Here is a 17,953-nt window from a genome sequence, read left to right on the forward strand (position 1 = left end):
GACGGCCCCGGACACAGGGGCCTAGGAGCGCCACAGGGCCCCCTGGCAGGGGTTCGCGGGGGGGCCCTGCGGCGTCCGGCCGGTCAGCGGCCGCCGTGGATCAGTTCGACGGAGAAGCCGTGGTCGGTGGAGACGGCAGGCGTTTTGACCTGCGTGACCCCGGTCGCGGCGTCGTGGTACCAGCCCGAGGCGGCCGAGTCGAGCGCCGCCGCCGAGTCCAGCCGGGGCAGCGGTCCGCCCTGCGTGACGACCAGGCGCGGGGCGGGCTTGCCGTGCACGGTGAAGCGGTACCCCCGCGCGGCCGGCTTGCCGGTGTAACTCCCCACGCTGGCACCGACCTTGACGACGGTGACCGGCCCGTGGGCGCGGACGTCCACCCGCTGGGTGGCCGAGGCGCCGGCGGCGAAGCCGCGGGTGACGCCGTCGTCCTCGTACAGGGTGTAGGAGGAGTCGCCCTGCGGGTAGAGGTCGTAGTCGAGCCGGGTGCGGTCCCGGTTCTCCCAGGACAGCGTGCCCTCGGGCCACATCGGCACGATCGAGCCGCCCTTGACGAACAGCGGCAGGGTGTCCAGCGGCGCGGAGTAGCCGTTGATCGTGGTGGGGCCCTGGTAGGTGCGCCCGGTCCAGTAGTCGGTCCAGGTGCCCTTGGGCAGGTAGATGCCGTCGCGCACCGAGGTGTCGGAGTAGACCGGCGCGACGAGGAAGTCCGGCCCGGCCAGGAACTCGTACTTGGCGTTCGGGCCGAGGGCCGCCGGGTCGTCCGGGTACTCCAGGGCGAGCGGGCGCACCGCGCCGATGCCCGTCCTGGTGGCCTCCGCCGACAGCGTGTACATGTACGGCAGCAGCCGCTCCTTCAGCTGGAGGTACTTGCGGTTGATCGAGGTGTAGGGCTCGCCGTCCAGCCAGGGCTGCTGGTCGCGCTGCTCCTTGCCGGCCATGTCCTTGGCCCAGCCGTCCATGGTCATGATGGCCGGGAGGAAGGACTTCCACTGGAGGTCGCGGGTGTACATCTTCGGGGCGCGGCGGTAGATGGAGCCGACGTCGCCGGTGTTGTACGCGATGCCGGACATGGTGGCGCCGGCGTAGGTGGGGATCTGCCAGCGGATGTAGTCCCAGGACAGGCTCTGGTCGCCGCTCCACAGGACGCCGCAGCGCTGGGCGCCGGCCCAGGAGACGGGCAGCCAGACGAAGCCGCGGGCGTCGCTGCCGTCCTCGATGCCGGCCTTGGCCTGGTCGCAGGCGTTCAGCGCGAAGTCGTAGCCGTTGCCGACCCAGGCGACGTCGAGCTTGCGCACCAGGGCGCCGGCCTTGACCTCGGCGGCCTGGTCGGGCAGGCCGTTCTGGGTCCAGAGCCCGAGCTGGGCGTGGTTCTTGCGCAGGCCCTCGCCGGTCTGGGCGAGGTTCTCGTAGCCGCAGCCGTAGCCGTCGTTGACGAGCATCCAGCCGAGCGGCATCTGGTTCTGCACGTAGCCGTCGGCGACCTTGAGCGCGTCGGTGGTGTGGCGTTCGCCGCGGTTGGCGTTGTGCAGGTAGCAGTCGGAGTCGCCGGGCTCCAGGCCGTAGACGGGCGGCATGAAGGGCTTGCCGACCAGGGCGGTGTACTTGCCGATCACCGACTTGACGTCACCGGTGAAGTAGTAGGCGTCCAGGCGCCGTTCCTGCTGTCCGGTGCGCACGGGCGAGCCGAAGTCGTAGCTGCCCGGGGCGAAGGTGTTGCGGAAGACGCCGTAGCCGGCGGTGGAGATGTAGAACGGCTGCGAGTTGTTGTAGCCGCCCTCGTTCCAGTTGGTGCTGTTGGCGACGTGGACGGTCTTGTCCCGGTGGGAGAAGGAGCCGTTCTGCTCGCCGCCGCCGAAGAACTGCTCGTCGGCGCCGCGGACCAGGCTCTGCCGCAGCCCGCTGGTGGACCAGCGCAGCGGGGCGTCCTCCTGCCAGACGGCGGTGCGGTTGTCGGCCTTGTACAGGCCGAACCTCAGGGGGTGCTTGTAGACCCGCAGCACCTGGTCCTTGGAGCGGATGCCGTAGTAGTCGCCGGCGTCGAACGACGAGGTGCTGCGCTGGAGTTCGGGCTGCTTGCGGATGATGGTGCTGCCGGCCGGGTCGGTGAGCACGCCGTCCGGGGCGGCGCGCAGCCGCAGCTGGTCGTCGGCGAGGAAGTCGACCTTGGCCTTGAGGGTGCCGGCGGCGATGTCGTAGCTGCCCTGGCCGCCGGAGAAGGAGGTGAGGTTTCCCGCGTCGGCGGTCTGCGGCAGGTAGGCGCGGCCGGTGAAGGAGCCGCCGTGCACGTCGTAGGGGACGACCAGGACGTGGTAGGTGCCCGAGGCCTTCGGGATGACGGTCGCCTCGGGGTTGGCGGTGCCCGCGCTCTCGGCGACCTCCTTGCCGTTGGCGTCGTAGATGTAGAGGTCGAAGTCGTCGGTGGGGTTCTGCCACTGGATCGAGAGCGGGACGCCGCCCTCGGGGTTGTCGTCCCAGTAGCCGGCGGGTGCGTCGACGGTCAGGTCGAAGCGGCCGCAGACGGTGCCGTCCGGGTCCTGGGCGGCGGACGGGCAGGAGGCGGCGCCGCCGAGGGTGCCCTTGGCGTACGTGGGGCTCTGCCAGGTGGTGCTCTGGTGGCTGCCGTCGAGGACGGCGGAGCCGGGGGTGGCGGCGCGGGCCGGCAGGGCGGGCCCGGCGATGGCGGCGATGCTGGTGAGGGCCACGGTGAGGGCGGCCCGGCGGAGGCGAGGTCGTACCAAGCGCACGGTGTGTTCTCCCGTCGGATGAGCAAGAGATGTTCACTTACTGCGCGAAGCTGCTTGAACATGGGGGAATACAAGCAACATTCACAGTTATGGCCGGTCCATGTCAATGGCAGAGTCGCCGTTCTCGACACCCCGGACGGCCGGGGCTACTTCACCGATCCGGCGGTCAGGCCGGAGACCACGTGGCGCTCGATGACGGCGAACAGCACCACGACCGGCACGATCGCGACCACCGATCCGGCGAACAGGTAGTTCCACTCCACGGTGTAGTTGCCGATGAAGCCGTTGATGCCGACGGTCAGCGGCTGGCTCTCCGGGGCCGTCGACAGGGTCAGGCCCATCACGAACTCGTTCCAGGCGGAGATGAAGGTGAAGATCACCGCGGTGACCACGCCGGGCATGGCCAGCGGCAGCACCACCCGGCGCAGCGCCCCGAGCCGGCCGAGGCCGTCGAGCAGCGCGGCCTCCTCCAACTCGACCGGGATCGAGCCGATGTAGGCGGTGAGGATCCAGACGGCGAAGGCCAGGTTGAAGGCGGCGTTGCAGAGGATCAGCGTCCAGACCGAGTTGAGCATGTCCAGCTGGTAGAACTCGCGGTAGAGGCCCACCAGCAGCGAGGTCGGCTGGAACATCTGGGTGACCAGCACGAGCAGCAGGAAGAGCTTGCGGCCCCGGTACCTGAACCGCGCGGTGCAGTACGCGGCGGGCAGCGCGACCAGCAGCGCCAGCACGGTGGAGCCGCCGGAGACCAGCAGGGTGACCTTGAGGTTGGCGCCGAGCGTCGACTCGCGCCAGACGTCGACGAAGTTGGACCAGGCGGGGTGGTGCGGCAGGTAGCCCGCGTCGCGCAGCTCGTCGGCGGGGCGCAGCGCGGTGACGGCCATCTCCAGGTACGGGAGCAGGAAGACCGCCGCCAGCAGCCAGGCGGCCGCCGCCATGACCAGGGTGCGCGGCCGGATCCGAGCCCGGATCCGCGGCTCGGTCTGCGGCCGGATCCGGCGCGCGGGCGGGCGGGCCGTCAACGCTCCTCCCCGTTCCAGCGGCCGACCTTGAGGAAGACGAGCACCATCAGCACCACCAGGGCGAAGTTGACCACCGACATGGCCGCGGACTCGCCGATGTCGGTGTTCTTCAGCTGGTACATGAACACCGTGCTGGTGGCCGTGGCGCTGCCGGGGCCGCCCTGGGTCATGCCCCAGATGACGGGGAAGGAGTTGAAGACGTTGATCAGGTTGATCACGAGGCCGACCAGGAAGGCCGGGCGCAGCAGCGGCAGGGTGATCCTCCGGTAGGCCTGCCACGGGGAGGCGCCGTCCACCCGGGCCGCCTCGTACAGCTCGCCGGGGACGGTCTGCAGGCCGGCGAGCAGGGTGTAGGTGGTGAACGGCAGCGAGACGAAGACGGCGACGAGGACCATCCAGGGCCAGGCGGTCGACGGGTCGCCGAGCCAGTCCCGGGGGCCGTCGACCAGGCCGAGGTCGGTCAGCGCGGTGTTGAGCACGCCGGCCGTCCGGTCGAGCATCCACCGGAAGCCGATGGCGGTCATCAGGACGGACGCGGCCCAGGGGGCGATCAGGGCCCAGCGGGCGAACCTGCGCCCGGGGAAGCGCTGGTTGAACAGCTGGGCCAGGCCGAGCGAGAGCGCCATCGTCAGGCCGACGACGGCCACCGTCCAGACCACCGTCGAGAGCAGCACCCGGCCGAGGTCGGCCTCGCCGAAGAGCTTGCGGTACTTGTCCAGCCCGGCGGAGCCGCGGACGAATCCGCTGGTGCTGATGCGCAGGAACGAGGTGCGGACCATCTCGTAGACGGGCCACAGGACGACGGCCAGGATCAGCAGGACGGCCGGGGCGATCCACGGCAGCGGTCCGAGCCGGCCGGGGCCGGAGCCCGTCCGGGCGGGCCGGCCGGGCCCGGAGGCCTGGGGGGTGGGGGAGTCGAGGGACACGGCGGTGCCTTTCGGACGGGGCGCGGGCCAGGGCGGGCGTGCCCTACTTGTTCGCGACGGCGTCCCGGGCCTTCTTCTGCAGGTCGCCGAGCACCTTGGCCGGGTCGCCGGCGACGGCGGTGCCGATGCTCTTCTTGAGCTCGGCCGAGACCGCGTCCCAGGTGGTGTTGCCGAGCGGGTAGAAGGCGGCGTTCGGCAGGAGGGCGAAGAACGGTTCGAGGTCCTTGTGCTTGCCGCTGGCGGTCATCTCGCGCAGGGTGCCCTGGGTGACCGGCATCAGGTTGTAGGTCTCGTCGAAGGCGAGCGTGTTGTCCTTGGAGTACGCGAAGTCGAGGAACTTCCTGATCTGGTCGCGGTGGCCGTTCTTCTTGAAGGCCATCGTCCAGTCCGCGACGCCGAGGGTGGAGGCGAGCGGGCCCGTCCTGCCGGGGACGGGCGCGACGCCGTAGTCGACCTTGCCGTCCTTGGACATCTGGATCAGCGAGGGGTGGCCGTCGGCCATGGCGGCCTTGCCCGCGGCGAAGTCGGCGAAGGCGGTCTTGCGGTCGGTGGTGGCCGGGTTGGCGTAGGTCAGGCCGGTGTCGACGAGGTTGGTCTTGAGCCAGCGGAAGGTGTCGACGTTGGCCTGGCTGTCGATGGCGTACGTGCCGTCCTTGGCGGTGGGGCCGCCGCCGTTGCCGAGCTCCCAGATCATGCTCTCGCCCTGGGCCTCCTCCGGGCCGAGCGGCAGCGCGTAGGGGGTGACCCCGGGCGCCTTGGCCTTGATCAGTTCGGCGTCCTTGCGCACCTCGTCCCAGGTGGTGGGCGGCTGGGTGATGCCGGCCTGCTGGAAGACGGCCTTGTTGTAGAAGAGGGCGCGGGCGGAGGAGACGAACGGGATGCCGTACTGCACGCCGTCGACCCGGCCGGCGTCGGCGAAGCTCGGGATGAGGTCGGCCCGGGTGTCGGCGGACAGGACGTCCTCGGCCTTGTAGAGGAGGTCGTCGGCGACCTTGTCGGCGTAGCCCCCGGTCTGCAGGACGTCGGGGACGTTGCCGCTCTGGATCATCGTCTTGACCTGCTTGTCGATGTCGTTCCAGTTCATCACCTGGACGTCGACCTTGATGCCGGGGTTGGCCGCGGTGAACGCGGTGGCGACGCCGTTCCAGTAGGCCTTGGAGCTGTTGGACTCCTTCTCGCCGTAGTCGGCGGCGACGAGTTTGAGCGTCACGGCGCCGTTCGGGGAGGACCCGCCACTGCTGCCGCCGCACGCCGTGAGGGCGAGCGCGCCGACGGCACAGACCGCCCAGAGGGCACGTACACGTGTGTTCACCGCAGTTACCGCCTTCGTACGCCGCTTGATCCTAGTTGCTTGAAGAGCGCTGGTTCTGAGCAGATTCGAAAGAGCGTGGCGTCGGGCAGTATTCACGAGGCGGACCGGCGGGGTCGAGGTGTCGCCCGGATGTCGTTATCGGACCGTTGCATGACAACTGGCGGTGCAACAGCGAGCCCGGCCGGTTCTCCCCGGCCGGGCACCCCGCGTGAACAGGTCAGACGCGTGCGACCCGGACCCCGCAGGCGGCGATCGCCTTCTCCTGCGCGGCGGTGGCCTCGTCGTCGGTGACGAGGTCGTGCACCTCGGCGAGCGGGCAGATCTTGGCGAAGGTCACCCGGCCGATCTTGGTGCTGTCCGCCAGGACCACCGAGCGCGCGCTGGCGTGCAGGAACGCGCGGTCGGTCTGGGCCTCCATCTCGTCGTGCGTGGTGCAGCCCTCCTGCGCCGTCAGGCCGTCCACCCCGATGAACGCGAGGTCCAGGTGGTACTGGGCGAGCATCCGGTCGGCGGCCGGCCCCACCAGCTCGTAACTCGTGGTCCGGGCCAGGCCGCCGACCACCACCAGGCGGACGTCCGGCCGGACGATGAGGTCCGCCGCGATGTTGACCGCGTTGGTCACGATGGTGATCCCGCCGCGCTCGGCCAGCACCCGGGCCAGCTCGCTCGTCGTCGTGCCGCCCGTCAGGCCCACCACGGCGCCGTCCGGTACCAGCCGGTCGGCCGCCAGCGCTATCCGCCGCTTCTCGGCCTGCCGCGTCCCGTGCTTGTGGCGCAGCGGCAGTTCGAGGTTGACGGCACCGGTGACCGCCCCGCCACGGGTGCGGTGCAGCAGGCCCTGCTCGTGCAGTTCCTGGAGGTCCCGGCGGACGGTGGCCGGTGACACCTGGAGGAGACCGGCCAGCTCGTGCACATCGGCGCTGCCCGCCTCGGTGATGTGGGCGAGGATCCGGGCGGTACGGTCGGCTTTGAGCATGGCCGAAGTCTAGGGCGTGTCCGTTGGATCACGCCGGGCCCGTGGGGCGGCGGACTGTGCGCAGAACCGCGCAAGCCGGCCGGGCGGCCCGGAGCGGGGGCGTCACCGGGTGGCGAAGACCCAGCGGTCGGCGGCGAAGGCGTCGTGGGGTTCGGGCCGGGGGCCGCGGCCGTAGTGGCGGGTGAAGTCGAACGGGGTGTGGACGGTGGTGGACCAGCCGCGCGCGGTGAGATCGGCGGTGGTGTCGGGGCGGGGCCCGGCGTCGAACAGGGCGAGCAGGTCGACGCCGAGCCGCTCGCGGGCGGTCGTGTAGACGGGGTTGTCGCGGACCGCTGCGGACTCCGGTCCGAGCCTGGCCTCGTACGCCAAGGTGCTGCCGGCGGCGCCGAGTCGGTCGACGGCGGCCGCGAGCCGCTGTTCGGCGGCGGCGGGCAGATAGGGCAGCAGGCCCTCGGCGAGCCAGGCGGTCGGCTCGGCGGGCTGGAAGCCGGCCGCGGTGAGGGCGCCGGCCCAGTCGCCGCGCAGGTCGGCGGCCACCGGCACGCGGCGCGCCGCCGGCCGGGCGTCGAGCCGGTCGAGGACGCGCTGCTTGAACGCGAGGACCTCGGGCCGGTCGACCTCGAAGACGGCGAGGTCGGCGGGCCAGTCGAGCCGGAAGGCCCGGGTGTCCAGGCCGGCGCCGAGCAGGACCACCTGGCGGACGCCCAGGTGGGCGGACCACAGCAGCTGGTCGTCCAACGCCCTGGTCCGCAGGGCGAAGTAGCGGCCGAGCCGCCCCCAGAGCGGATCGGCCTCGCCGTCCGGGACGTCCCGGGGGTGGACCGGCCAGTGCGCGGAGGACCGGGCGGCGCGCACGAAGTGCTCGGCGTGGGCGTCCCGGGCGAGGGCGTCGGGGCGGTGGGTCTCGATCGCGCGGGCGGCGGCGACCATCAGGGCGGTCGGTCCGACGCCCTCGTCGACGCCGGCACGGGGGCGGGCGGCGGTGGCCATGGTCCCTCCTGGTGTTCGGACTTCGGGAAGCCGCGACCAGGTCCTGTCCGGCAGGATCGGCCGGACAGGCTGGACGGCGGACCGGTCGTGGGTGGTGGCGCGGGCGCCGTGGGCCCGGTGCGTGGAGCGTGGGACGGCGCCGCCGGGCAGGCGCGGGGCGGCGGCGCCGTCGCTCAGCCGATCCGGGGCGGGCGCGCCCCGGGGAGATCAGGCGGCGGGTTGGCCCACCAGCAGGTCGCCGGGGATGCCGGCCTTGTCCGGGGCGTAGTAGTCGCGGATCCCGGCGGCCCAGACGGCCACCGTGATGCGGTCCTCGGGGGTGGGGCCGAAGGCGTCGAAGAGGGCGTGGATGTTGGCGTGCTCGAAGCCGATCGCGGTCATCAGCGCCACGAACAGCGGGCGCTCGATCAGGCCGTCGCCGTCCGGGTCGCCGAGCGCGGACAGGGCGTCGGCGAACTCGCCGGCGGTGGGGCCGAAGCGCTCGGGCGAGAGGACGAAGCCGCCGAACTCCTCGCGGCTGATCACGCCGTCGCCGTTGGTGTCCAACTCGCCGGCCAGGGTGGTCCAGTAGCGCCGGAAGGCGGCGCGGATCGCGGCCTTCGCGGCCTCGTCCGAATCGGCGGCGGCCGCGACCACGCGGGCCGTCATCAGGTTGAAGTCGTCGACCTCGACGACGCCGTTGCGGTTGGCGTCGAACAGGGAGAAGACGAGGTCGATCCGCCGGGTGGCCTCGGTGGGCATGTGCCGCTACCTCTTTCCGTGGGTTCACGCGTGTCCGTGGGTCCACGCGTTCCGGTGGGACCGGATGGTGTGCGTCCGATCGGTCTCCCCACTATCGGCCACCCGGGTCGGAGCGGATGAGTCATGATCGAGTTCTTCACCTGATGGAGTGAACTATCAGCGTTCGAAAGCCAGTTGGCGCGCAAACGGCCCTGCTCAGGCCGCCGGGGCGGCCGGCCGCCAGTCGGCGGGGCCGGTGGGCGGGAGGTGCCGGGGCAGGCCGGGTGTCCAGCGCTTGGTCCCGTCGGGCAGGACGGCGAGGGCCTCGACGCCGGGCTGCCGGGCGGCCCAGGCGAGCGCGCGGTCGGGGCCCATCGCGAAGGCGGCGGTGGCCCAGGCGTCGGTGCGGGCGATCCCGGTGCCGGGGGCGCCGACCAGGGTCAGCGAGGCGAGGCCGGACGCCGGCCGGCCGGTGTGCGGATCGAGGATGTGCGCGCCGCGCTCGGCGGTGCCGGAGGTGGCCACCGCGAGGCCGTCGCCGCCCAGCACGGCGGCCAGCGCGCCCGGCCGCAGCGGGTGGGCGACCCCGATCCGCCACGGGCCGCCGGCGGTCTGCACGTCCCCGCCGCCGCTGACGCAGTACTGCCGGGCCCCGGCGGCGGCCAGCAGCCCGGCCGCCTCCTCGACCGCCCACCCCTTGACCCAGCCGCTCGGGTCGAGCCGGCCGCCGGGCCGCTCGGTGAAGAAGCCGTCGGTCTGCGCGGCGACCTCGCGGCAGGCCGCCAGGACGACGCGGACCTGCGGATCGCAGTCGGCGAGGGCGAGTTCGCCCCGGTCGAGGCGGCTGATGTCGCTGTCCGGCCGGTAGGGCGAGAACACCGCGTCGATCCGGTGCAGCCGGTCGGCGATCCGGCGGAGCGCGGCGGGCGTGTCCGGGCCGGGATCGCGGACGGCGATCGAGAAGACGGTGCCCATGACGGGTTCGGCGTGGCGGAGCACCGCGCCTCACCGCCCGGCGCGGTCGAGCGCGCTCTGCAGGGAGCGGACGTAGCCGTCGCTGGTGAAGGTCGCGCCGCTGACCACGTCGATCCCGGCGCTCTGTGCGGCGATCGCCTCCTGGTTGAGCAGGGGCAGCGCGGAGCTGTTGATCTCGCGGTCCCGGCGGTCCTCGGTGGGGTACTTGACGACGTCGACGGCGGTGATCCGGCTGCCGGCGAGGGTGACCTCGACCTGGACGGGGCCGTAGCGGGTGTTCACGGCGTCGCCGGTGACCTTCCGGGTGCCGCCGGCGCCGGCGGCACCGGCGGCCGGTGCGCTGGGGGAGCCCGACGGCCCAGCGGTGGCGTCGGAGGCCCCGGCGGCGGTGCCTGACGAGCCCGTGGTGCCGGACGAACCCGTGGCGCCGGACGAGCCCGCGCCGCCGGAGCTGATCACCGGCGCGGGCCCGGCGGCCCCGTGCGGTTTGAGGGAGAGCAGCAGGACGACTCCGGCCGCGGTGGCGGCACCGGTGACGACGGCTCGGCGCATGGGCGGGGCTCCTCGGGGGTGTGGCGGAGGTGGCGTGGTGGGACGGGCTGAGCAGGTCCGGCGGGCTCGGCGAGCGGGCTCAGAAGTCGAAGGACTCCCGGTGGATGCGCCCCGCCCGCACCCCGGCGGCCCGCAGCGAACGGACGGCCTCCTCGGCCAGCGCGTCCGGCCCGCACAGGTAGACCTCGTGCTCGGCGAGGTCGGGGACGAGCCGGGCGAGCGCGCGGCCGAGGTCGCCGATCCGCGCCCGCGGGCCGACCAGTTCGTGCACCGCGGCGCCCCGCCGCCGGGCCACCTCCGCCAGCTCGGCCCGGAACAGCACGTCCTCCGGGCGCCCGGCCCGCTGGACCAGGGTCAGTTCGCCCGGCAGCGTCTCGAACAGCGCCCGCAGCGGGGTGATCCCCACCCCCGCCCCGAGCAGCAGCACCCGGCGCCGCCGTTGCAGCCGCCCGGTGAACGCCCCGTACGGGCCCTCGGCGCGCACCGGGGTACCCGGGCGCAGCGCGGCCACCGCGGCGCTGTGCCCGCCGAGATCCTTGACGGTGAAGCGCAGGAAGTCCGGGCGCGGCGGCGCGGACAGCGAGTACGGGTTGGCGGCCCACCGCAGGCCGGGCGCCTGGAACTGGAGGCGGAAGAACTGGCCCGGCTCGGCCCGGAGTTCGTCCAGCCGCCGACCGGTCAGGAACAGCGACACCACGCCCGGCCCCTCCCGCCGGACCTCCGCCACCCGCAGCCGGTGTCGGCGGTCGAGCAGCCAGGGCCGGGCCAGCCGGTACCAGCCCAGCAGGGCGGCGGTGCCGAGGTAGAGCGCGTACCAGGCGGCGCGGGCCGGGCCGTCGCCGAGGTCGGCGCCGGTGGCCAGCTGGTGGCCGAAGGCGAGCGCCACCGCGAGGTAGGTGGCCAGGTGCAGGTAGTACCAGGCCTCGTACGGGAGGCGGCGGCGGGCGGCCCGGGCGGAGACGGCGCCGGTGCCCAGCATCAGCAGGGTGCCCAGCGCGGCCTTGAGCATCTCGGGGTAGTGGAGGACGATCTCCACGCCCTCGCCGAACAGGCCGCGCCCGTCCGTCAGCGCGTACCCCCAGACGACCGACAGCACGTGCACCGTCACCACGGCGACCAGCCAGCGCCCGCCGAACGCGTGCCAGCGGGCCAGCCGGTCGGCGCCTACCCCGCGCTCCACCGGTGGCAGCCGGGCCATCAGCAGGAGCAGCACCGGCGCCGTGTACCCGGCGAGCAGGCCGGTGATCCGGCCCGCCCCGGTCAGCCAGCCGGCCGCGCCGGCGACCGCAGGGGTGTCGGACCACCACAGTGCGAGGACGCCGAGCGCCCCGGCGGCGATCAGGCCCAGCACCGCGTCCGGCCGGGCGGCGGCCGGGCGGCGCGGGGCCGCCCGGCGGGTGCGGGCGGCGGGTCTCGGCGGGGCGGCGGTGGCCATCGGGGATCCTCCTTCGGGCCCGGCGGGCGAGCACCGCCGGGGCGCACCACGATCGCACCGGAACCTCTGAGCCGGCTCTGAACCGGTGCCGTCGCCCCCGTCGCCCCCGGCGGTGTCGCCGCAGGTCAGGGCGGGTGGAGCGGGCTCCCCGGGCGACTGCCGGTCTCAGGGCTTTCTCATCGCGGTGGGCCAGGATGAAGGCGGCCGACCGCCTGCACCCAGGGAGCACCATGGACGACACCGCCGAGCGGGGCGCCGACCGGCAGGACTGGCGGGTCCTGGTCGTCGACGACGAACCGGACCTGGTGGAGGTGGTCTGCGGCGCGGTCCGCTACGAGGGCTGGCAGGCACGGGGCGAGACCACCGGTCTGGCCGCCGTCCGGGCGGCGGCGCACTGGCGCCCGGACGCCGTGGTGCTCGACATGATGCTGCCCGACCTCGACGGCATGGAGGTGCTGCGCCGCATCCACGCCGAGCGGCCCGAGGTGCGGGTGCTCTTCCTCACCGCCCGGGACGCCGTCGAGGACCGGATCGCGGGCATCGCGGCGGGCGGCGACGACTACGTGACCAAGCCGTTCAGCCTGGCCGAGGTGGTGGTCCGGCTGCGCGGGCTGCTGCGCCGGGCCGCCCCGCCGGGGGTCGCGGGGCAGCCGCCCGCACACGCCCTGGTGCTCGGCGACCTCGTCCTCGACGAGCGGGCCCGTGAGGTCACCCGGGCCGGCGAGGTGGTCGACCTCAGCCCGACCGAGTACGCGCTGCTCGCCCACCTGATGCACCACCCGCGGCAGGTGCTCAGCAAGGCGCAGATCCTGGACGCCGTCTGGTCGTACGACTTCGGCGGGCAGGCGCACGTCGTCGAGCTGTACATCAGCTATCTGCGCAAGAAGCTGGACGCGGGCCGGACGCCGATGATCCACACGGTGCGCGGCGCCGGGTACCTGATCAAGGCGGCCCCGTGACCGGCCGGCCCACGACGGACGGCCTGGTCACGGGCGCCGCCAGGGCGCGCCGCCGAGCCGCCCGGCTGGTGCCGCGGACGCTGCGGGCCCGGCTGATCGCCGGCCTGCTGGTGCTGCTGGTGGTGACCTGCGCCGCGGTCGGCCTCGCCACCACGGCGGCGCTGCGCCACTTCCTGGTGGACCGCCTGGACCAGCAGCTCGCCGACGCCGGCGGGCGCTACGCCGCCAGCCTGGAGCACGCCGGCCAGGGCGGCGGCACCGACACCCGGGCGCAGACCCCCGGCACCCTGGGCGCCCGGCTGCTGGACGGCCGGGTCACCGCGGCGGGCGTGGTCGACGGGGACGCCGACGACGCCAACGGCCCCAGCGCCGACGACCGGCTGGTGTTCTCGCCGGCCGAGCAGCGGGCCCTCGCCGCCCTGCCGGTCGGCGGGCCGGCCCGCACCGTCGACCTGGGCCGCGCGCAGGGCCACTACCGGGTGCGCGCGGTGGCCGGCCGGGACGGCGACGTGCTGGTCAGCGGACTGCCGCTGCGCCCGGCCGAGGACACCGTGGACCGGCTGGCGACCCTGGAGCTGACCGTCTTCGCGATCGCCGTCGCCGGGGCGGGGGCGGCCGGGGCGGTCTGGGTCGGCTGGTCGCTGCGTCCGCTGCGGCGGGTGGTGGGCACGGCCGAGCGGGTCGCCGCGCTGCCGCTCGCCAGCGGCGCCGTCACGCTGGCCGAACGCGTCCCGGACGACGATCCGCGGACGGAGGTCGGCCGGGTCGGCGCGGCGCTCAACCGGATGCTCGGGCACGTGGGTGACGCACTGGCCCGCCGGCACGCGGTGGAGGAGCGGCTGCGGGCGTTCGCGGCCGACGCCAGCCACGAGCTGCGCACCCCCGTGGCGGCGGTCCGCGGCCACGCCGAACTCGCGCTGCGCCACCCGGGCGCGGTGCCCGGTCCGGTCCGGCACTCGCTGGAGCGGATCGACGCCGAGGCGGTGCGGATGGGCGCGATCGTCGAGGACCTGCTGCTGCTCGCCCGGCTGGACGCCGGCCGGCCGCTGGCCGACGCCGAGGTCGACCTGACCCGGATCGCGCTGAACGCGGTGGCCGACGCCCGGGCGGCCGGGCCCGGGCACCGCTGGCGCCTGGCGCTGCCCGAGGAGCCGGTGCTGGTGCGCGGGGACGCGGACCGGCTCAGCCAGGTGGTGGTCAACCTGCTGGCGAACGCCCGGACCCACACCCCGCCCGGCACCGAGGTCGAGCTGAGCCTGGAGCCGGCCGGGGCGGGGGTGCGGCTGGCCGTCGCCGACGACGGCCCGGGGATCACGCCGGAGCTGGCGGACCGGATGTTCGAGCGGTTCGTCCGGGGGGACCGCGCCCGCTCGCGCTCGACCGGGTCGACGGGGCTCGGCCTGTCGATCGTGCGGGCGGTGGTCCGGGCGCACGGCGGCACGGTGGACGCGGCGAGCCGGCCGGGGCGCACCGTGTTCACCGTCCGGCTGCCGCTCTGACCGGGGGCGCGGGACTGGTGGTGCGGAAGCGGTGGCGGTACTCGGTCGGGGTGGTGTCGAGCCGGCGGCGGAAGGCCCGGACCAGGGTGTCGGTGGTGCCGAACCCGCAGTCGGCGGCGACGCGTTCGAGCGTGGCATCGGTGGATTCGAGCTGGTGGCGGGCGAGCTCGACCCGGGCCGACTCGATGTAGGCGCTGGGTGTGGTGCCCAGTTCGGTCTTGAAGATCCGGGTCAACTGCCGTTCGCTGACGTGGGCGTGGGCGGAGAGGTCGGGGACGGTGAGCCGGCCGGTGAGGTTGCGCAGGACGTGGTGGCGCAGCTCCTCGACCCGCCGGGTGGTGGAGACGGGTTCCAGCGGAACGCTGAACTGGCTCTGGCCGCTGGGGCGTTTGAGGTACATCACGAGCTGGCGGGCGACCCTCAGCGCGAGCTCCTCGCCGAAGTCCTCGGCGACCAGGGCGAGGGAGAGGTCGAGGCAGGCGCTGATGCCCGCGCCGGTCCAGACGTCGCCCTCGCGGATGAAGATCGGGTCGGCGTCCACCTCGATCTCCGGGTACTCGGCGGCCAGTTGCGCGGCGGTCGACCAGTGGGTGGTGGCGCGCTTGCCGTCGAGGAGCCCGGCGGCGGCGAGCAGGTGCGCGCCGACGCAGACCGAGGCGATGCGGCGCGAGCGCCCGGCGAGGGTGCGCACCCGGTCGACCACGGCCGGGTCGGTGCGCGGGTGGACCCGGCGCTGGCCGTCCACCTCGACGGCGCCGGGCACCAGCAGGGTGTCGATGGCGCTCGCGGCGGCCTCGTCGAAGGTGAGGTCGGGCAGGATCCGCACGCCGGCGGCGGTGGTGACCGGGTCCGTGGTCGCGGCGGCGAGGACGACGCGGTAGCCGGTCGCGTCGTCGGTCTCCCGCCGGACGAGGGAGAACACCTCGGGCGGTCCGGTGACGTCGAGCAGGTCGACGCCCTCGAACAGGACGATGACGATCAGTCGTTGTACGGCGCCCACGGCCCCACCTGCGCTCTCTTCGTGCTCTCTCGATGTCGGAATCTGCAGGTTAGACGGCATTGCCGACATCCGGTGGCCGGTCGTAGCGTTCCAGGGGCCGGGCCGCCGCGGCCGTCGCAGCCGCCGCCCGCCCTTACCCGTGTACCGAACCGAAGGTGGTCCCCTCATGCCCACGACGACCCTGCGCGCCCTGAACGGCTTCGACGAGACGCCCGCCACGCTCGCCGCGTCCACGCTGATCCTGATCGACTACCAGAACACCTACGTGCGCGGCGTGATGGAGCTGGAGGGCTGGCGGGAGGCGCTCGACGCGGCCGCGGCCCTGCTCGCCCGGGCGCGCTCGGCGGGCGCCACGGTCATCCACGTGATCAACGACGGCGGTGCGGGCACCCCGTACGACGTCCGTGCCGAGATCGGGCAGATCCACCCCGCCGTGGCGCCGGTCGAGGGCGAGGCCGTGGTCGTCAAGCAGGCCCCGGACGCCTTCGTCGGCACCGGCCTGGGCACCCTGCTCGACGAGGCCGGCCACCAGGACGTGGTGGTCGCCGGCTTCATGACCCACATGTGCGTGGCCTTCACCACCGCGGGCGCCTTCCTGCGCGGCAACCGGCCGACGGTCGTCGCCGACGCCTGCGCGACCCGCCCGCTCGCCTCGGCGGGCACCCGGGTGACCGCCGCCCAGCTGCACCGCAGCGCCCTGGCGACGATCGGCGACCTGTACGGCGTGGTCGTGGAGTCCCAGGCCGCGCTGAGCTGAACCGTTTCCGTCGGGGCCCGGCCCGTCGGCCGGGCCCCGACAGCGGCGGTGTCAGGCCAGTGGGCGGCAGAGCAGCGCGTCCGGGACGCCGGCGTGCAGCCAGCGCCAGGTGAAGGCGACCCCCGCGACGTACTCGTTCGAGGCGCACTGTCCCTTGTAGGCCCCGGGCGCCCAGTCGCTGGCCGCCGAGTCGGCGCCGGTGGCGGCCGGGGGCCGGTTGTCGCCGTGGTCGAACCAGAGCACCCGGTCGGCCGCGGCGGGCGGCGCGGCCGCGGCCGGGGCGCAGAGCAGGGCGGCCATCGCATCGGCGCGGACGCTGTAGCCGACCGCGAACCGGCCGTCCGGGCACTGGAGTTTGTTGTAGCCGGGCGCCCAGTCGCCGCCGGTGACGTAGCGCTCGTCCGTGACGGTCGTCCAGGCGTCCGGCCCGGTGGCGGGCTGCCCGGCGTCGGTGCACAGGCCGCGGCCGTCACCGCGGCCGAGGCCGATCAGGCGCTGGCCGTCCGGGCAGTTCCCCTTGCGGTTGCCGCTGCTCCAGTCGGGCAGGGCCAGCATCCGCCGGGAGGCGTTCTGGTCGGCGTGGTCGAGGTCGAGCAGGTTCCAGCGGGCGGCGGCCGGCACCGGGCCGGTGTACCCGGGGGCGGCGACCAGCCGGTTCCAGTCCGCGGCGCGCCAGTCGCCCGGGTCCTCGACGCTCAGCCGCCGGCCGGCCCGGTCGTAGTGGAGGAGCGCCCAACTGTCCTGCGGTACACCGTCGTTGTGCCACCCGACCAGCGGCCAGACGGCGAAGTCGGTGTCGTGTTCGGCCAGGATCGCGGTGAAGCGGTCGAACCAGGCCTGCTCCTTGGCGTCGGTCGGGCCCCGCCCGCCCGCGCCGAACTCGCTGATCCAGACCGGGGCGGTGAAGTGCTGCCCGGCTCGGGTGACGAAGAGTGCCTCCTCGTCGACCACGGAAGCGAGTTGACTGGGCGTCAAGTCCTGGTAGCGGGGATCGCCGGTGGCGCCCGGACCGCTGCCCGCGCCGGTGTTGGCCGAGCCGGTGTACCCGTAGAAGTGCGCCGAGTAGACCAGTTTGCCCGAGTCGATCAGGGTGTGGGAGAGCGTGGCCACCGGCTTGAGCATCGGACGGCCGTGCGGCAGGCCCGCCAGCGGGACGCCCTGCCAGTTGATGCCCTCCATGATGATCAGCAGGTCGGGGTCGGCCTGGAGGATCCGGTTGCCCGCCTCCTCGAAGGCGGCGTACGCGTCGTGGCCGTCGCCCAGGCCCCAGTTGGGGTCGTCCCAGGTGTCGCGGCGGACCTCGTTGCGCAGGTCGGCGCCGACCACGCGCTTGTTGGTCCGGTACCGGTCCACCATGAACAGCCAGTCCTGCTCCCACGTCTCGGTGGACTGGCCGCTGTTCCACCGCTCGTTGCCGTCCAGGCCGCAGCAGAACCGGTACCCGGTGGTGTGGTTGTTGAGGATCACCGCGAACCCGTCGGCGGTGAGCGCCGCCACCACCGCGTCGTACACCTGCAGCGGGGTGCTGCCGCGCAGCCCGGGGTTGGCGGCGACGGCGGCGTCCGGGACGGCGGCGGTGTCCCGGATCATCGCGTCCGCGAACGGCAGTCGGACGCTGTTGAGCCCGAGGCTGTGGAAGCCCGCCGTGATCTCGGACAGCGGCGCCCGGTCGAGGCCGAGCGGCAGGTTGTACGAGACCTGGCCGGCCTGGTTGTTCGCCGGATCGGTGGTCGAGCCGCTGCCCTGCCACGTGCCCTGCGCGCCGGACCAGTTGCCGGACTTCAGCTTGAACCGGTCGCCCGACGCGTCGACGACGTACCGCCCCCGGGTGCTGAGCGGCCCCGCCCAGGAGGCCGCCAACTGCGCGCCGCTGAGCGGCACCGGGGCGGCGGTGGTGGCGCTTTCGGTGGCGATGACCGGGGCGGCGGTAGCGGCAGTGGCCGCCGGCACAACGAGCAACGCGGACAGCGCCGTTGCCGCGGACAGCACGCGGAGCGCGAGTCTTCTCATGAGGGTTCCCAGCGGTGAGGGTGGGTGGGTGTCCGTACACGGTCACCCGGGATCCTGGCACAGCCACGCCCCGCCC

General features: G+C 73.9%; 15 protein-coding genes. 3 read left to right on the plus strand and 12 right to left on the minus strand.

All coding sequences use genetic code 11. The features are described 5' to 3' along the window. Positions 1 to 83: 83 nt before the first annotated feature. The 10 genes from ACFVX9_RS23370 to ACFVX9_RS23415 all read right to left on the minus strand — a co-directional run bounded on the left by ACFVX9_RS23370 (position 84) and on the right by ACFVX9_RS23415 (position 11,652). Positions 84 to 2,738 carry a TIM-barrel domain-containing protein gene (locus tag ACFVX9_RS23370; protein ID WP_387983275.1) on the minus strand — a complete coding sequence of 885 codons (2,655 nt, stop codon included), beginning with the start codon at positions 2,736 to 2,738 and terminating at the stop codon, positions 84 to 86. Between the two features lie 152 nt (positions 2,739 to 2,890). After that, the gene (locus tag ACFVX9_RS23375; RefSeq protein ID WP_387983329.1) at positions 2,891 to 3,739 is read right to left on the minus strand and encodes a carbohydrate ABC transporter permease; all 849 of its coding nucleotides are present in this window, start codon (positions 3,737 to 3,739) and stop codon (positions 2,891 to 2,893) included. 23 nt (positions 3,740 to 3,762) lie between these two features. Then, positions 3,763 to 4,692, minus strand: coding sequence for a sugar ABC transporter permease (locus tag ACFVX9_RS23380; protein WP_363374460.1), 930 nt, complete (start codon positions 4,690 to 4,692; stop codon positions 3,763 to 3,765). A gap of 43 nt (positions 4,693 to 4,735) precedes the next feature. Continuing rightward, entirely contained in the window at positions 4,736 to 6,004 is a 1,269-nt protein-coding gene (locus ACFVX9_RS23385; RefSeq protein ID WP_387983276.1) for an extracellular solute-binding protein, read from the minus strand. 217 nt (positions 6,005 to 6,221) lie between these two features. Beyond that, complete coding sequence (locus ACFVX9_RS23390; RefSeq protein WP_363374465.1) at positions 6,222 to 6,980, minus strand: DeoR/GlpR family DNA-binding transcription regulator; 759 nt, start codon at positions 6,978 to 6,980, stop codon at positions 6,222 to 6,224. A gap of 102 nt (positions 6,981 to 7,082) precedes the next feature. Beyond that, a complete protein-coding gene (locus ACFVX9_RS23395) occupies positions 7,083 to 7,970 on the minus strand; it encodes an SAM-dependent methyltransferase (RefSeq protein WP_387983277.1) in 888 nt (295 codons plus the stop codon). A 207-nt stretch (positions 7,971 to 8,177) separates the two neighbouring features. After that, positions 8,178 to 8,711 carry an EF-hand domain-containing protein gene (locus tag ACFVX9_RS23400; protein ID WP_387983279.1) on the minus strand — a complete coding sequence of 178 codons (534 nt, stop codon included), beginning with the start codon at positions 8,709 to 8,711 and terminating at the stop codon, positions 8,178 to 8,180. A gap of 195 nt (positions 8,712 to 8,906) precedes the next feature. Further along, positions 8,907 to 9,665: an FAD:protein FMN transferase gene (locus tag ACFVX9_RS23405; RefSeq protein ID WP_380489572.1), complete on the minus strand. Its 759-nt coding sequence runs from the start codon at positions 9,663 to 9,665 to the stop codon at positions 8,907 to 8,909. 30 nt (positions 9,666 to 9,695) lie between these two features. Beyond that, positions 9,696 to 10,217, minus strand: coding sequence for an FMN-binding protein (locus tag ACFVX9_RS23410; protein WP_387983281.1), 522 nt, complete (start codon positions 10,215 to 10,217; stop codon positions 9,696 to 9,698). A 79-nt stretch (positions 10,218 to 10,296) separates the two neighbouring features. Beyond that, positions 10,297 to 11,652: a ferric reductase-like transmembrane domain-containing protein gene (locus ACFVX9_RS23415; protein WP_380375301.1), complete on the minus strand. Its 1,356-nt coding sequence runs from the start codon at positions 11,650 to 11,652 to the stop codon at positions 10,297 to 10,299. Between the two features lie 230 nt (positions 11,653 to 11,882). On the opposite strand from ACFVX9_RS23415, the gene ACFVX9_RS23420 reads away from it, so the two are divergent. Both ACFVX9_RS23420 and ACFVX9_RS23425 read left to right on the plus strand, forming a co-directional pair. Continuing rightward, a complete protein-coding gene (locus ACFVX9_RS23420; protein WP_380375303.1) occupies positions 11,883 to 12,611 on the plus strand; it encodes a response regulator transcription factor in 729 nt (242 codons plus the stop codon). Continuing rightward, positions 12,608 to 14,110 (plus strand): sensor histidine kinase, encoded by a 1,503-nt coding sequence (locus ACFVX9_RS23425; protein ID WP_387983283.1) that lies wholly within the window; start codon positions 12,608 to 12,610, stop codon positions 14,108 to 14,110. Before ACFVX9_RS23420 ends, ACFVX9_RS23425 begins: the two co-directional genes overlap by 4 nt. On the opposite strand, the gene ACFVX9_RS23430 is transcribed toward ACFVX9_RS23425, so the two are convergent. Then, positions 14,088 to 15,110: a GlxA family transcriptional regulator gene (locus ACFVX9_RS23430; protein WP_387983285.1), complete on the minus strand. Its 1,023-nt coding sequence runs from the start codon at positions 15,108 to 15,110 to the stop codon at positions 14,088 to 14,090. The genes ACFVX9_RS23425 and ACFVX9_RS23430 overlap by 23 nt on opposite strands. 166 nt (positions 15,111 to 15,276) lie before the next feature. Here ACFVX9_RS23430 and ACFVX9_RS23435 point away from each other — a divergent pair, with 166 nt between their 5' ends. Further along, a complete protein-coding gene (locus ACFVX9_RS23435; protein WP_380489546.1) occupies positions 15,277 to 15,867 on the plus strand; it encodes an isochorismatase family protein in 591 nt (196 codons plus the stop codon). A 51-nt stretch (positions 15,868 to 15,918) separates the two neighbouring features. Here ACFVX9_RS23435 and ACFVX9_RS23440 read toward each other — a convergent pair whose 3' ends face one another. Continuing rightward, complete coding sequence (locus tag ACFVX9_RS23440; RefSeq protein ID WP_387983286.1) at positions 15,919 to 17,877, minus strand: glycoside hydrolase family 5 protein; 1,959 nt, start codon at positions 17,875 to 17,877, stop codon at positions 15,919 to 15,921. Between the last annotated feature and the right edge of the window lie 76 nt (positions 17,878 to 17,953).

It is taken from the genome of Kitasatospora sp. NPDC058243 (genome assembly GCF_042882025.1).
GTDB lineage: Bacteria > Actinomycetota > Actinomycetes > Streptomycetales > Streptomycetaceae > Kitasatospora.